11 protein-coding genes are annotated in these 15,243 nt (G+C 59.1%); 5 read left to right on the forward strand and 6 right to left on the reverse strand.

Features of this window, described 5'->3' with window-relative positions; all coding sequences use genetic code 11:
* Window positions 1-123 precede the first annotated feature (123 nt).
* The 3 genes from fdxA to FZ934_RS15790 form a co-directional block, all read right to left on the reverse strand.
* Window positions 124-462 (reverse strand): ferredoxin FdxA, encoded by a 339-nt coding sequence (gene fdxA, locus FZ934_RS15780; protein WP_153271839.1) that lies wholly within the window; start codon window positions 460-462, stop codon window positions 124-126.
* A 194-nt stretch (window positions 463-656) separates the two neighbouring features.
* Window positions 657-1,061 carry an RNA-binding S4 domain-containing protein gene (locus FZ934_RS15785; RefSeq protein WP_153271840.1) on the reverse strand — a complete coding sequence of 135 codons (405 nt, stop codon included), beginning with the start codon at window positions 1,059-1,061 and terminating at the stop codon, window positions 657-659.
* Between the two features lie 6 nt (window positions 1,062-1,067).
* The gene (locus FZ934_RS15790) at window positions 1,068-4,097 is read right to left on the reverse strand and encodes a helicase-related protein (RefSeq protein WP_153271841.1); all 3,030 of its coding nucleotides are present in this window, start codon (window positions 4,095-4,097) and stop codon (window positions 1,068-1,070) included.
* A 625-nt stretch (window positions 4,098-4,722) separates the two neighbouring features.
* Between FZ934_RS15790 and FZ934_RS15795 the strand changes: the two genes are divergently transcribed.
* Window positions 4,723-4,887, forward strand: coding sequence for a DUF3309 family protein (locus tag FZ934_RS15795; RefSeq protein ID WP_153271842.1), 165 nt, complete (start codon window positions 4,723-4,725; stop codon window positions 4,885-4,887).
* A 16-nt stretch (window positions 4,888-4,903) separates the two neighbouring features.
* Window positions 4,904-5,170, forward strand: coding sequence for a YMGG-like glycine zipper-containing protein (locus FZ934_RS15800; protein ID WP_153271843.1), 267 nt, complete (start codon window positions 4,904-4,906; stop codon window positions 5,168-5,170).
* Window positions 5,171-5,474: 304 nt separating this feature from the next.
* On the opposite strand, the gene pyc is transcribed toward FZ934_RS15800, so the two are convergent.
* Window positions 5,475-8,939: a pyruvate carboxylase gene (gene pyc / locus FZ934_RS15805; RefSeq protein WP_153271844.1), complete on the reverse strand. Its 3,465-nt coding sequence runs from the start codon at window positions 8,937-8,939 to the stop codon at window positions 5,475-5,477.
* 115 nt (window positions 8,940-9,054) lie between these two features.
* Window positions 9,055-9,798: a helix-turn-helix transcriptional regulator gene (locus FZ934_RS15810; protein WP_113360006.1), complete on the reverse strand. Its 744-nt coding sequence runs from the start codon at window positions 9,796-9,798 to the stop codon at window positions 9,055-9,057.
* Window positions 9,799-10,114: 316 nt separating this feature from the next.
* On the opposite strand from FZ934_RS15810, the gene FZ934_RS15815 reads away from it, so the two are divergent.
* The 3 genes from FZ934_RS15815 to FZ934_RS15825 all read left to right on the forward strand — a co-directional run bounded on the left by FZ934_RS15815 (window position 10,115) and on the right by FZ934_RS15825 (window position 14,403).
* Window positions 10,115-11,878 carry a glucan ABC transporter ATP-binding protein/ permease gene (locus FZ934_RS15815; RefSeq protein WP_153271845.1) on the forward strand — a complete coding sequence of 588 codons (1,764 nt, stop codon included), beginning with the start codon at window positions 10,115-10,117 and terminating at the stop codon, window positions 11,876-11,878.
* Window positions 11,879-11,980: 102 nt separating this feature from the next.
* Window positions 11,981-12,337: a VOC family protein gene (locus FZ934_RS15820; RefSeq protein WP_153271846.1), complete on the forward strand. Its 357-nt coding sequence runs from the start codon at window positions 11,981-11,983 to the stop codon at window positions 12,335-12,337.
* 179 nt (window positions 12,338-12,516) lie between these two features.
* Window positions 12,517-14,403 carry an MFS transporter gene (locus FZ934_RS15825; RefSeq protein WP_153271847.1) on the forward strand — a complete coding sequence of 629 codons (1,887 nt, stop codon included), beginning with the start codon at window positions 12,517-12,519 and terminating at the stop codon, window positions 14,401-14,403.
* Between the two features lie 63 nt (window positions 14,404-14,466).
* Here the strand turns inward: FZ934_RS15825 and FZ934_RS15830 are convergent, their stop codons facing one another.
* On the reverse strand, window positions 14,467-15,228 hold the full coding sequence (locus tag FZ934_RS15830) for a phosphatase PAP2 family protein (protein WP_153271848.1): 762 nt from the start codon (window positions 15,226-15,228) through the stop codon (window positions 14,467-14,469).
* Window positions 15,229-15,243: the final 15 nt, after the last annotated feature.

A 15,243-nucleotide genomic window follows, 5' to 3' on the forward strand; every position in this document is an offset into this window, starting at 1 on the left:
AAAAATATGAGGAAATCAATAATTTACTGTGCATGAGTCATGCGGGCAACACATGTCACCCATATGCTCCAAGCACATTTCGCCCCATTTCGCAGGCGTTAAAGCCGGATCGACCTAAGTCGATCAGTCGCCCGAACCGGGCTTCTCCGAGAAGTACTTTTCGAACTTTCCGGTCTCGCCGTCCAGTTCTTTCGCCTCGGGCATGGCATCTTTCTTGACCGTGATGTTTGGCCAGATGCTGGCAAACTCGGAGTTGACCTTCAACCACTTGTCCAGGCCCGGCTCGGTATCCGGCTTGATCGCTTCGGCAGGACATTCCGGTTCGCAAACGCCGCAGTCGATGCACTCGTCCGGATGAATGACTAGGAAGTTCTCGCCTTCATAGAAACAGTCGACAGGGCAGACTTCAACGCAATCGGTATATTTGCAGCGAATGCAATTGTCGGTCACGACATAGGTCATGAAGAACTCCAGGATTCTCGCTTAAATAGGGCAGGGCAACCTGGAACGTCACGCCTTCCCTAGCCGGAAGAGCCGCGCGACCATGTTTTGGGAAACCGTCATGCGATCCGGCAGGTTGTCTGTCAAGTATCGGCTTTGAAGGCGGATTTCAAGAATAAACCGATCTCAAAAAGGCCCAGTCGCGGCAGAGTTTTCTAATCATCGTCCGACATCAATCGATCGATTGCGCGGCGCTCCTTCTTCGTCGGCCTGCCGGCACCGGCCGCACGTATCGCCTGTTCGTAAGGCGTCAGCTTTGCGGTTTCTTCAGGCGATGGGGAAAGGTCGTCGTAGAGGAGCCTGGCTTCCTCGTAGGGTCCGCGGCGTTCTCCCCCAGCCTTGACCTGCAGGATCACATCCCGGCGCTCGAGCGTCAGCTCGATCTTGTCGCCAATTTTGACCATCTGACTGGGTTGAAGCACGCGCGCACCGTTGATGCGCACGTGACCGGATTGAACATGACTTTGAGCCAGCGAGCGTGACTTGACCATACGCGTGAAGAACAGCCACTTGTCGATGCGCTGGCGCGAACCGGTTGCTGGCTGTGTCTCCCCGCTCATGGTGTCTTACTTCTTCATCTGCTCCTTCAAGGCAGCGAGCTTGGCAAAGGGTGAATCCGGATCAATCGGCTTCTCCTTGCGCGGCGGCTTTGCCTCGAAGCGCAGCGGCTGGTTGCCGCCACGATTGTTGTTGTTGCGATCCTTGCGATCACCGCGATCCTGTCGATCGCCACGTTGCTCGTTGCGGTCGCCGCGCCCCTGATGCGGCTTGCCGCCTTCCTTGCGCTGGGGACGACCACCCTCGCCGGCTTCCGATCCGCCGCCGTGACGGCGATTGCCACGATCCTGAGCCTGACCGTTACCGCGGCGTTCACCCTGCTGGCCACGTGGCTGGCGCTGCGCATCGCTGCGACCGGCGAGCCGCCACAGAAGCACCGGCTTCGGTTCTTCCGCCTCGCCCGCCTCTGCCACGGGCTGCTCAGCTGCCGTCGGCTGTTCGGCAACGGCGGCCGTTTCCGAACCGTTTTCCTCGGTCGAAGCATCGGCGTCGTCGTGGTCGGACGGTTCACCGGCTGCCTCGGCAGCCTCGGCGACAACAGGCGTGGCTGTCACGTCCTGAGCGGAAAGATGCGCTGCCGCCTCTTCGGCCTTCACGGCGTCGGCACGGTAACCCAGACCCTTCAGGATCTCTTCCATGTCTTCCAGCGTCGCGCCGAGAATGGAGAGCATCGCCGTCGTCGTTGTAAAGCGACGACCGTCGTAAGCGCCTTCCGGACGATTGGCCTGACCGGGCTTCCACTGCAGCAGCGGCCGGATGATATCCGCGAGACGCTCGAGGATATCGATACGAACGGCACGCTTTCCGAGGAAGCGGAAACCGGCAAGCTTGTAGAATGTGCGCTCGAAGCTCGGGTCGGTGACGACAGACGTGCGGCCGGCGGCCAGCACTGGAATGAGATCACCGTAACCGGGCTTATCAAGGCCGTCGTTCTTCAGAGCCCAAAGCAGGGTGATGAGCTCGGCGGGCGCGGGCTTCAGCAGAGCCGGAACAAAAATATGGTAGGCGCCGAAACGCACGCCATAGCGGCGCATGGAAGCACGCGCGTCCTGATCGAGAGACTTCACCTCTTCCGTGACATCGCGACGGAAAAGCACACCGAGATTCTCGACGAGCTGGAATGCCAGCCCCTTCGCGAGGCCCTGCAGGTCTTCTGCGCGCGACAGGTCGTCAAGCGGCTTCAGAACCGTGCTGATGTGATGATTGACGAAGCGCTCGATGCGGGCGGCGACGTGATCGCGTGCATTGCTCGTGAGCTGTTCGTCGGCCAGCAGGAGTACCCGCGGACGCATGATGTGATCGCTTCCGGAAAGGCGTGCCACCGGATCGCCAAGCCAACGGATCAAACCGTCGGAGCTGATTGCCAGATCGCCATTGCCGGCAGCATGAAGACGTGCTGCACGTGCCTCGAATTCAAGCGACAGCGCTTTCTGCGACGCAGTCTGGACTGCCTTTGCGTCCGGCCCCTCTGCTCCCGCAATAGGCGTGAACCGGAATCCGGACAACTGCCCCACATGATGTCCTTCAACGAAGACATCGCCATTTACACTGATTTCAGCTTCCAGCATCGCATTCTCTCTCAGGCGCTTCATGAGCACAGATGTCCTGCGATCAACAAAGCGTTTCGTCAACCTTTCATGTAACGCATCGGACAATCGATCTTCGATTTCCCGCGTCTTTTCCTGCCAGTGTGTCGGATCGGCAAGCCAGTTGGGCCGATTCGATACATAGGTCCACGTCCTTATCTGCGCGATTCGCGCCGAAAGCGTGTCAATTTCACCATCCGTTCGATCGGCGCGGTGAACTTGTTCCGCAAGGAAGTCCTCGTTCACCGTGCCATAGCGCACGAGATCCGAAAAGAGGGTGGAGATGAGATCGGCGTGCTGGGCGGGCGCAATGCGCCTGTAATCGGGCAAAGCACACGCTTCCCAAAGCTTTTCCACGCGCGCTGGCGTCTTGGCGAGATCGATGATCTCGGGATAGCGAGACAAGTGCTCCAAAGCCTGCTGATCGACAGCAGGAAGCGCCCGCGTCAATCCGGCAACGCTTGGTCCTGTCTCAAGGCTTGCGCGCAAGGCATGCAGAGAGGCGAAATCCAGGTTCTTGGTGCGCCACTGCAGCACCTTGATATTGTCGAACTCGTGCCCCTCGATCCGCTTGATAAGCTCCTCGTCGAACGGATCGACCTGTCCCGTGACGCCGAAGGTGCCATCCCGGACGTGCCTACCCGCACGACCGGCGATCTGACCAAGTTCGGCGGGATTCAGATTGCGGAACTGGTAGCCGTCGAACTTCCGGTCCTGGGCGAAGGCGACGTGGTCGACATCGAGATTGAGACCCATGCCGATTGCGTCGGTCGCGACGAGGTACTCGACATCGCCAGCCTGATAGAGAGCGACCTGCGCATTGCGCGTCCGAGGGCTGAGCGCCCCGAGGACGACGGCAGCCCCGCCGCGCTGGCGCCGTATCAGTTCTGCAATCGCGTAGACCTCGTCCGCCGAGAAGGCGACGATCGCCGAACGCTGCGGCAAGCGAGTGATTTTCTTCTGGCCCGCATAGAAAAGCTGGGAAAGCCGCGGTCGTTCGATGATGGTGATGCCAGGGAGCAGTTGCTGCAGGATCGGGCGCATGGTGCCAGCGCCAAGCAGCAGCGTCTCGTCGCGTCCGCGCAAATGGAGGATACGATCGGTGAAGATGTGCCCGCGCTCGAGATCTCCGGCAAGCTGCACCTCGTCGATGGCAACAAAGGCCGCCTTCGTCTCGCGCGGCATCGCCTCGACCGTGCAGACCGAGAAACGTGCGTTCGGAGGCGAGATCTTTTCTTCGCCGGTCACCAGCGCAACGTTCTGGACGCCCACCTTCTCGACGACGCGCGAATAGACTTCACGCGCCAGCAAGCGCAGCGGCAAGCCGATCACACCCGTCCCATGCGCGACCATACGCTCGATAGCATAATGCGTCTTGCCGGTATTCGTGGGCCCGAGCACCGCGGTCACGCCGCGCCCGGACAATATCATCGGCTGCGATGTCAGAGTCATGGTCCTGCAAAAGGGGCGCAACGCCCCCGAAGTCAAATCGGCACGTGTGAAACACACAACACATGGACAGCCATCCCCACAAACGCAAGGGCTGATTTCGAATTGCCGTACTGATTTTCCGCGCACGAATAACTTGCAGGGTACACGTATTGCGATTCAGAACAGCGAGAGAACGAATCAGAGACGAATCGCTGCCAAGCTCCGATTCAGGGTTTGTTCACGGCTAAGTATTGATTTTGAATCGCTTTTTTCCACAAGATGCTGAATCGTCAGATTCTACCTTTGCGAGTGCTGACAATAAAATGTTTTGAATCTCTGTGTCGCAATCGTGTTGGTAGCCGCCTTTCGGCAGGCCGAATTGGACATCGGAATTTGAGCCGAAACCCTTTAGGCAGCAAAATCTCGGTAAATCTGGCGGTTTGCGAACCACAACCTATTGTATTTAATAGATCTTTAGGCATATTTCACGAATGGCTCGCTCGAAATCGTGCAAAAACACGAGAAGCTGGCTAGGAACTTGAGACTATTTGACGGCCAAAAGGTGGCGCGGAAGGATTCGAGGGAACAAAAAGCCGGCAAACGTGTTTTGTGCTCATTCTAATGGAATGCGTCGAGGTCACAGAAAATGCTCGGAACCATACTTCTTATAATCCTTATTCTGCTTCTGGTCGGGGCACTCCCGAATTGGGGGTATAGCCGCGGGTGGGGTTACGGTCCTTCCGGCGGTCTTGGATTGGTACTCGTAATCATCATAATTCTAGTGCTTCTGGCCGGATCTAGTGGCCAGTAACTTGGGGAGTAATAAAATGATGAAGAAAATTGCAATCTCGATGGCACTTTTGGCGGCCTTGGCCTCTTGCACGCCGACTGAACAGGGTACGGCAATCGGTGCCGGTACCGGTGCTGTTATTGGCGGCGCGATCAGCCATAGCTGGGGTGGGGCTGCTGTCGGCGCCGTTGCTGGTGGTCTTGCCGGCGCCCTGATCGGCCAGTCGGTCGAACGCCGCGGCTATTGCGTCTATCGCGACCGCTACGGCCGCCGTTACGAAGCACGTTGCCCGCGTAACTACTAATTTTTTCATTCAGGCGCTTGGCTGCACGCCGAGCGCCTTTTTGAACTGCGGTCGCGTCAGGTCGCGTTCACACACAAAGACGCCAGAAAGCGGTCGAGCAATCCCGCTTATGTGAGCGCTATTTCCACCTCAAGAGTTACACCAGTGCGTAGCTGGTGGTTATAGAAAAGCGTTTCACGCCCAACACAGTTTGTCGGGTGAAGAATCCAGACTTGCAGATCAGGAAGCCGCACAAAGCGGAAGGATGCGTCGGCCTGTGCATCAAGGGTCGGCCCGAGGACCGACCCTGCCCGTTTGAAGTCAATCAGCCGGCGTAAGTGACCAGCAGATCCTTTGCGTCGATCTGATCGCCGGCCTTGACGAGAACTTCGGCGATCGTACCGTCCTTCTCGGCGTGGATCGCCGTTTCCATCTTCATCGCTTCGATCGACACCAGCACGTCGCCGGCGCTGACCGTCTGGCCGGCCGAGACGAAGGCACGGGAGATGACGCCAGGCATCGGCGCGCCGACATGGGCGGCATTGCCCGGCTCCGCCTTCCGGCGGGCAGCAGCACCCGTGGCGCCATGGGCGCGATCCGGAACCTTGATGCGGCGCGGCTGGCCGTTGAGCTCGAAGAACACCGTGACCATGCCCTGACTGTCGGTGCCGCTCATCGCCTGGTTGACGATGACGAGCGTCTTGCCCTTCTCGATATCGGCAAACAGCTCCTCGCCGTCGCTAAGACCGTAGAAATAGGCAGGCGTCGGAAGAACCGAGACCGGGCCGTAGGTGTCGGACGCCAGCGCGAAGTCGGTGAAGACCTTCGGATACATCAGGTAGGAAGCGAACTCGAAGTCGTTGACCTCGCGCTCCAGCTTGGTCTCGATCGTCTTGCGCTCGGCATCGAGATCGGCGTCTTCGAGCAGCGAACCCGGACGCACCGTATAGGGCGCGTCGCCCTTCAAAGCCTTCTTCTGCAGCGCCGCCGGCCAGCCAGACGGCGGCTGTCCGAGATCGCCCTTCAGCATCGAGACGACGGATTCGGGGAAGGACACGTCCTTGGCCGGATTAACAACATCGTCAACCGTCAGGTCCTGGGAGACCATCATCAGCGCCATGTCACCGACCACCTTGGAGGACGGCGTCACCTTGACGATGTCTCCGAACATCTGGTTGGCGTCGGCGTAGGCCTGTGCCACCTGGTGCCAGCGGGTCTCGAGACCGAGCGAACGCGCCTGCTCCTTGAGATTGGTGAACTGGCCGCCCGGCATTTCGTGCAGATAGACTTCCGACGCCGGTCCCTTCAGATCGCTTTCGAAGGCCGCATACTGGTGGCGTACCGCTTCCCAGTAGAAGGAGATGCGGCGAATCCATTCCGGATCGAGGCCAGGATCACGCTCGGAACCACGCAGCGCTTCTACGATCGAGCCGAGGCAGGGCTGCGAGGTATTGCCCGACAGCGCGTCCATCGCCGCATCGACGGCATCGACGCCGGCATCGACGGCCGCGAGAACGGTCGCGGCAGCAATGCCCGAGGTGTCGTGCGTATGGAAGTGGATCGGCAGCGAGGTCGCCTCGCGCAGCGCCTTGAACAGCACCTTAGCGGCGGCTGGCTTCAACAGGCCCGCCATATCCTTCAACGCGATGATATGCGCGCCGGCCTTTTCGAGCTGAACGGCGAGATCGGTGTAGTACTTCAGATCATACTTCGGACGTGCCGAGTTCAGGATGTCGCCGGTATAGCAGATCGCCGCTTCGCAGAGCTTGTTCTCTTCGGCCACCGCATCCATCGACACGCGCATGTTTTCGACCCAGTTCAGGCAGTCGAAGACGCGGAAGAGATCGATACCGCCGGCAGCGGCCTGGCGAACGAAGTATTTGACGACATTATCGGGATAGTTCTTGTAGCCGACGCCGTTGGCGCCGCGCAGCAGCATCTGCAGCAGCAGGTTCGGAGCCGCCTCGCGCACCTGCGAAAGGCGTTCCCACGGATCTTCCGTGAGGAAGCGCATCGAGACGTCGAAGGTGGCGCCGCCCCAGCATTCCAGCGAGAGCAGGTTCGGCAGCGCATGCGCATAGGTGCCGGCGATGCGGGCGATATCATAGGTGCGCATGCGCGTGGCAAGCAGCGACTGATGGCCATCGCGCATCGTCGTGTCGGTCATCAGCACGCGCTTTTCGTTGCGCATCCATTCGCCGAACTTCTTAGGACCCAGCGTGTCGAGCAGCTGCTTGGTGCCGTCCTTGATGCCAGTGCCATTGGTGTAGGGCACGACGGGCTCCGCGGCATCCGCGGTCGGGCGCGGTCTGTCCTTGGCTTCCGGGTGACCGTTGACGGTGACGTCGGCCAGATAAGTCAGGAGCTTCGTCGCGCGGTCCTGGCGCTTGACCTGCTGGAACAACTCCGGCGTCGTGTCGATGAAGCGGGTGGTGTAGCTGTTATCCTTGAACTTCGGATGCGTGATGATCGCTTCCAGGAAGGTCAGGTTGGTGGCGACGCCACGGATGCGGAATTCGCGCAGCGCGCGGTCCATGCGCGAGATCGCTTCCGAAGGGCTTGGTGCCCAGGCCGTGACCTTGACCAAGAGCGGATCGTAGTAGCGCGTGATGATCGCGCCCGAATAGGACGTGCCGCCGTCAAGACGAATGCCGAAGCCCGATGCCGAACGATAAGCAGTGATGCGACCGTAATCCGGGATGAAGTTGTGCTCCGGATCTTCGGTGGTGATGCGGCACTGCAGGGCATGGCCGTTGAGCTTGATATCGGCCTGTGCGGGCACGCCCGATTCCGGCGTGCCGATCGCGAAGCCGTCGAGGATATGGATCTGCGCCTTGACGATATCGATGCCGGTGACGACTTCGGTGACAGTGTGCTCGACCTGGATACGCGGATTGACTTCGATGAAGTAGAATTTGCCGGTATCGGCGTCCATCAGATATTCGACGGTGCCGGCGCCGACATAGCCGGTGGCCGAAGCGATCTTCAGCGAATAGGCCGCCAGTTCCTGTCGCTGCGCCTCACTTAGATAGGGGGCGGGCGCACGCTCGACAACCTTCTGGTTGCGGCGCTGGATCGAGCAGTCGCGCTCGAAGAGATGCACGACATTGCCATGCGTGTCGCCCAGGATCTGGCTTTCGACGTGGCGGGCGCGCTCGACGAGCTTTTCGAGATAGACCTCGTCCTTGCCGAAAGCAGCCATCGCCTCGCGTTTGGCTTCCGTCACCTCACGAGCAAGATCCTTTGGGTCGCGAATGGCGCGCATGCCGCGACCACCACCGCCCCAGGAGGCCTTGAGCATGACGGGATAACCAATATCCTCGGCCATCTTGGCAACGACGTCCATGTCGTCAGGCAGCGGATCGGTTGCCGGAACGACGGGCACGCCGACCGAGATCGCCAGATTGCGGGCCGCCACCTTGTTGCCGAGTTGGCGCATCGTATCGGCCTTCGGGCCGATGAAGATGATACCGGCCTTGTTGCAGGCATCAACGAATTCAGGGCTTTCCGAAAGCAGGCCATAGCCAGGATGGATCGCATCGGCGCCGGAGAGCTTCGCCACACGGATCACTTCATCGATCGACAGATAGCTCTCGATCGGGCCGAGATCACGCGCAAGATGCGGACCGCGGCCGACCTGGTAGCTTTCGTCCGCCTTGAAGCGGTGCAGCGCCAATTTGTCTTCTTCCGCCCATATCGCGACCGTTTTTATCCCGAGTTCGTTGGCCGCGCGAAACACGCGGATGGCAATTTCGGAACGGTTGGCAACAAGTATCTTGGAAATGGGCAATGCAGTCTCCTCACGGCATCGAAACGGGCAATGCTGCACCCGCGAAGAGAAGTCTTAACGTGCTGTCACGGAAAGTTCAATTTCCAGAAACGACGGAAATAGAATTTCTCTAAGACTAAGTAATCAGCCCATGGCGGAAGGCGACAGCGACCGCGTGCTGCCTGTTCTTGGCCTTCAGCTTGTCCTGAAGGCCGTTCACGTACCAATCCACCGTATGATTGGAAATCTTCAGCGACTTGCCGATCTCGACCGAGGTCATGCCTTCGGCCAGATATCGCAGAATTTCGGTCTCCCGCCGCGTCAGCCGCGCCTCTGCTTCCGCTGAACTCTCCAGCGCCTGGGCACGCCCGTTGAGCTCGAGAATACGCCAGAATCCTTTTCTGGCAACGGCGTCGAAGAGGGAAATTTCGACGGGAGAGAGGTCGACGGGCCGCTTGCCGCCCACCATCATATTGCCGAGGACGCCTGTTCGCCCATGAATGGGAAACGTGTACCCGTCCTTGAGACCGTGCGATGCGGCATCGGTCATCATCATGTCCATGCGCCGGAAGTTCGGATCCTTGCGAAAGGCCGCAAGGCCTTCCTTCCAGCGAAACGGCCTCTGGGTATAGGCAAGGTAGCGGATGGTCGGGTCGCTGAGAATGTACTTCTTGGCGAGATAGATCTGCGGCCAGGAATCCGGCCAGTGACCGGCGAGAATGCGTCCGTTCGGATCCTCGCCTTCCTTTATCCGCCGCAGCAGACCAAAAAAGGAGAAACCATAAGACAGGATGACGTGCTTGATCTCATCGACCACAGCCTCCGGCTTGCGGCACTCTTCCAGAACGACAAGCAATTGAATTAACGAATGAATATTCACAAAATCGCCCCTGTTCCCGTGTTAGACGTCCTAGTGACGCCAGCGCGTGGGAGCTGCCAGTATCGAAGCGGAATTGAATGCAATTGAAGTCAGGATTCAGAATATGAATCATGGTGTGCCACTATGGTATCCATACGCAAGTGTTAATTGCACCGCGCTTGCATTTCATTTAAAAATTTTATTTCCGCCCAGCGGCTTTTTAGCTCACTTGCCGATCGACACGAGCGCCATGAACGCGTCGTTAATCGCCGGTTCAGATAGATTTTTGTAGCATCGCAACATCCATTATTTCGCAGATGCACAAAGAGGTATCATCGTGTCTCTATTCAAGGTCTATGCTAGAGCTTTGCGCTATCTCGGCGCCTACAAGCTCCGCGTATCCCTGGTCGTTATTGCGAATATCGTTCTCGCTGCGATCACAATCGCCGAGCCGATACTTTTTGGTCGCATCATCGACGCGATCTCCGGCAAAGGTGAAGTCAAGCCGATCCTGTTCATGTGGGCAGGCTTCGCGGTCTTCAACACGATCGCTTTTGTCCTGGTTGCCCGTGAGGCTGACCGGCTGGCGCATGGCCGGCGTGCGACGCTTCTGACGGAAGCCTTCGGCCGCATCATCTCCATGCCTCTGTCCTGGCACCACCAGCGCGGCACCTCCAATGCCCTCCACACGCTCCTGCGCGCCTGTGAAACGCTGTTCGGCCTCTGGCTCGAATTCATGCGCAACCACCTTGCGACCGCTGTTGCCATCGCCATTCTCATCCCGACGGCGATCTCGATGGACCTGCGTCTATCCGGCGTGCTTGTCGTGCTCGGTATCGCCTACTGGCTGATCGGTCGTCTCGTTATGAGCCGCACGAAGGATGGCCAGGCTTCGGTCGAAAACCACTACCACACGGTTTTCTCGCATGTCAGTGACTCGATCAGCAACGTCTCGGTGCTGCACAGCTACAACCGTATCGAAGCAGAAACCAAGGCACTGAAGGCCTTCACCGAACGCCTGCTGCAGGCCCAGTACCCGGTCCTCGACTGGTGGGCGCTGGCCGGCGCGATGAACCGCATGGCCTCGACCATCGCCATGATGATCATTCTCGTCATCGGTACCGTCATGGTCCAGGCCGGCGAGCTGCGCATCGGTGACGTCATCGCCTTCATCGGCTTTGCCAACTTGTTGATCTCGCGTCTCGACCAAATGCGCCAGTTCGCCTCGCAGATTTTCGAGGCCCGTTCCAAGCTCGTGGACTTCTATGCTCTAGAAGACTCAGTCCGTGATCGCGAAGAGCCTGCCGGCAATGCTGACATCACCGACGTGAAGGGCGAAGTCGAGTTCCGCAACGTGTCGTTCCGCTTCGGCAACACGGCACAGGGCCTGCACAACGTGTCCTTCACCGCCAAGGCTGGCCAGACGGTTGCGATCGTCGGTCCGACCGGGTCGGGCAAGACCACGATGATCAACCTGCTGCAGCGCGTTTACGACCCCGACAGCGGCCAGATTCTCGTCGACGGCCATGATACGACGAAGATCACCCGCAAGTCGCTGCGCCGCTATATAGCGACGGTGTTCCAGGATGCCGGTCTGCTCAACCGCTCGATCAGCGACAACATTCGCCTCGGCCGGGAGAACGCTTCGGATGAAGATATGCGCCGCGCAGCTGAAGCTGCCGCTGCAGCCGACTTCATCGAGACACGTGAAGACCAGTACGACACCCATGTCGGCGAGCGAGGCAACAGGCTTTCGGGCGGCGAGCGCCAACGAGTGGCCATCGCCCGCGCAATCCTCAAGGATGCGCCGATCCTGGTGCTGGACGAAGCAACCAGTGCTCTCGACGTCGAAACGGAAAGCCGGGTCAAGGCGGCTATCGACAATCTGCGCCAGAACCGCACTACCTTCATCATCGCCCACCGCCTGTCGACGGTTCGCGAAGCTGACAAGGTTCTATTCCTGGACAATGGCCGGGTCGTCGAAGAAGGAAGCTTCGATGAACTGAGCCAGAGCAACGGCCGCTTTGCTGCGCTTCTTCGTGCCAGCGGCATCCTCACGGACGAGGAAGTCCGCAAGGCACATACGACAGAGGCCGCTTAAGACGGTTGAGCAATAGCTAGATAAAGAAAGCCGGATGGTCTCGCCATCCGGCTTTTTTCTTGCTTGGGTGGCCGAACGCTGATCCGTCTTGGGAGGAAAGACATGAAGGTCCGACGCATCGTTACCAATATCGAGACACGTGATCCCGCCGCCGCCAAATCCTTCTACAGCGATATCCTCGGCCTCGAGGTCCTCATGGATCACGGATGGATCGTCACCCTCGGTTCTAATGACCTAATGCAAACGCAGGTCAGTTTCGCGCAGGAGGGCGGAAGCAGAACGCCGGTCCCGGCACTGTCGGTGGAAGTGGATGACGTCGACGAGGCTTTCACCATGATGACGGCAGCGGGCTTCGAAGTTAGCTACGGTCCGGCAGACGAACCCTGGGGCGTCCGACGCTTTTATGTGCGCGATCCATTCGGGACGCTTGTCAACATCGTCTCCCATAGGACGCGCTAGATCGTCTTCCGGATTCGCGCGGAATTCCATGGCATTAGACTAAAGTCATAATTCCAAAGCCTCTCTCTTTATGAGGGCGATTTTCTGCCACACTCCACTTAGGCGAACTGTGACCGGTCGAACTTTGAGGAGAGTGAGGTCGCAGATTGCTCCGCGCATCACTCTGTGGAGGACAGACAATGGCACATGTTGCAAGCGTCGATGGCACAAAGGCCGGACCGATGACAGGCGAGGAGAAGAAGGTTATCTTCGCCTCTTCGCTCGGTACTGTCTTTGAATGGTACGACTTCTATCTTTACGGTTCGCTCGCCACCTATATTGGCGCCACCTACTTCACCCAATATCCGGAAGCAACGCGAAACATCTTTACGCTTCTGGCCTTTGCCGCCGGCTTCCTGGTGCGCCCGTTCGGCGCGCTCGTGTTTGGTCGCCTCGGCGACTTGGTCGGCCGCAAGTACACGTTCCTGGTGACGATCCTCATCATGGGCCTGTCGACATTCCTCGTCGGTATTCTTCCCGGTGCGGCATCGATCGGCATCGCAGCACCCATCATCCTGATCGGCCTTCGCCTCCTGCAAGGTCTTGCGCTCGGCGGCGAGTATGGCGGCGCGGCAACCTATGTAGCTGAACACGCACCCAATGGACGCCGCGGCTACTTCACCTCGTGGATCCAGACCACGGCAACGCTCGGCCTCTTCCTGTCGCTGATCGTTATCGTCGGCGTGCAGTTCCTGATGGGCAAGGAAGCCTTTGCCGCATGGGGCTGGCGCATTCCGTTCCTGCTGTCGGTTGTACTTCTTGGCGTCTCCGTCTGGATCCGTCTGAAGATGAATGAATCACCTGCATTCCAGAAGATGAAGGCAGAAGGCAAGGGCTCGAAGGCACCGCTGACCGAGGCATTCGGCCAGTGGAAGAATGCCAAGATCGCCATCATTGCGCTTCTCGGCGCCACCATGGGCCAGGCGGTCGTGTGGTACGGCGGCCAGTTCTATGCGCTGTTCTTCCTGCAGAATGTTCTGAAGGTCGACCTGCAGTCCGCAAATATCATGGTTGCGATCGCCCTTATTCTCGGCACGCCTTTCTTCGTGATTTTCGGCGGCCTGTCAGACCGCATCGGTCGAAAGCCGATCATCATGGCTGGATTGCTGATTGCGGCGGTCACCTACAACCCGCTGTTCAAGGCCATGACCTGGACCGCCAACCCGGCACTTGCCGAAGCCCAAGCTTCCGTTCGCGCAACCGTGACGGCCGACCCTGCTGACTGCAAGTTCCAGTTCAACCCGACAGGAACCTCGAAGTTCACCAGCTCCTGCGATGTGGCAACGGCCTTCCTGACCAAGAACTCCGTGCCTTACGATGTCGTCCCCGGCCCTGCCGGCCAGCCGGCAACGGTCAAGATCGGCGATGAAACGATCACAAGCTTCGACGCCATTGCGGCCGGCGACAAGGCAAAGGGCCTGACTTCGGCTTTTGAAAAGAGCGTCAATATCGCCCTTCATGACGGCGGCTACCCGCTTAACCGCGGCGCCATCAAGGTTCCGGACGCCAAGCTCGATGCCTTCATTGCCGCCAATCCCGAGCTTGCGCTGAACGCAGATGCGATCCGCGCCGGCACCAAGGAAACCGTGCCCGCCGACAAGCTCGTGGCTGGTAAGCTTTTGACCGCAGACGAGGCAAACGGCGTCACCGACATGGCAGTCTACAATATCGCCGGCGGTGGCACCTTCGCCATGACGGCCGACCCGGCCCGCGTCAACTGGATCGGCACGATCGCTATTCTCTTCGTGCTCGTTCTCTATGTGACGATGGTCTACGGCCCGATCGCAGCTCTGCTGGTCGAACTCTTCCCGACTCGCATCCGCTACACCGGCATGTCGCTGCCCTACCATATCGGTAACGGCTGGTTCGGTGGGCTGCTGCCGGCAACAGCCTTCGCAATGAGTGCCGCGACCGGTGATATCTACTTCGGCCTCTGGTACCCGATCATCTTCGCGGCGATCACGCTGGTCATCGGCCTGATCTTCCTGCCGGAAACGAAGGACCGCGATATCCACGCCATGGATTGATCCGATAATAGGTTCAAAACAGTCGCCCGGCGCCCAAAGCGCCGGGCTTTTCGTTTCAGGGCCTCAGAGAAGGCGGCTCAGCCGCGGCGTTGGCCAGCCGCCATCGCGACCGATCGAGAAGACGAGACCGAAGCGCGCGAAGAGGATCGATGTGGCAAAGGCAAACCAGGCGCCCAGCGCCAGACCGGCCGCGACATCGCTTGGATAATGCACGCCGATGATGATGCGCGTAGCGCCAAGCCAAAGCCCGATAGCGATAAAACCGAGGCGAAAACGCGGGAATAGGAGCGCAAGGCTGACGAACAGCGCGCCAATGTTGGCCGAGTGCCCCGACGGGAAGCTCTGATGCAAGAAATGCATGTTGAACGGCGCGAAGCTGAAGATCCCCTCCTGATCATAGATCAACGGCCGCGCCCGGCCGATTGCAAACTTCAGGACGTTGGCAACGATGGCGGTGAGCAGCACGCTCAGCGCGACATAGGCTGTCATCTGACCGAAATAGACCATGCGAAATCGTCTCCGGACTTTCCAGAGCCGGCGACGGACAAGATAGCCTGTAGCGAAGATCGTAGAGATGCCGGCAAGAATCCAGGCAAGCCTGCCGATATCCGTAACATCGCCGGCGATCGAGATCAGTGGCGGTGCCAGATCCTTGGCCGCTAGCCCGAGCGGCCTGTCGAAGACGAAGAAGGCGATGGCAATCGCATTGACCGCCGAGAATGCAAACCACTTCCAGGGAACCCGCCGATGGATCGTGCGCCGCGCCTCATAGCGCTTCCGCAGATAGCCCCAGGAACTCGGCCTACGATCGACTGTCTCGCTCATTCTACTCCGCTCTTT

Origin of the sequence: Rhizobium grahamii (assembly GCF_009498215.1) — a bacterium.
GTDB classification, from domain to species: Bacteria; Pseudomonadota; Alphaproteobacteria; order Rhizobiales; family Rhizobiaceae; genus Rhizobium; species Rhizobium grahamii_A.

Coding starts and splice junctions, on each gene's coding strand:
- FZ934_RS15800 (WP_153271843.1), top strand. CDS start 4,904: ATGATGAAGAAAATTGCAATCTCGATGGCACTTTTGGCGGCCTTGGCC.
- FZ934_RS15785 (WP_153271840.1), bottom strand. CDS start 1,061: ATGAGCGGGGAGACACAGCCAGCAACCGGTTCGCGCCAGCGCATCGAC.
- FZ934_RS15790 (WP_153271841.1), bottom strand. CDS start 4,097: ATGACTCTGACATCGCAGCCGATGATATTGTCCGGGCGCGGCGTGACC.
- FZ934_RS15795 (WP_153271842.1), top strand. CDS start 4,723: ATGCTCGGAACCATACTTCTTATAATCCTTATTCTGCTTCTGGTCGGG.
- fdxA (WP_153271839.1), bottom strand. CDS start 462: ATGACCTATGTCGTGACCGACAATTGCATTCGCTGCAAATATACCGAT.
- FZ934_RS15825 (WP_153271847.1), top strand. CDS start 12,517: ATGGCACATGTTGCAAGCGTCGATGGCACAAAGGCCGGACCGATGACA.
- FZ934_RS15820 (WP_153271846.1), top strand. CDS start 11,981: ATGAAGGTCCGACGCATCGTTACCAATATCGAGACACGTGATCCCGCC.
- FZ934_RS15830 (WP_153271848.1), bottom strand. CDS start 15,228: ATGAGCGAGACAGTCGATCGTAGGCCGAGTTCCTGGGGCTATCTGCGG.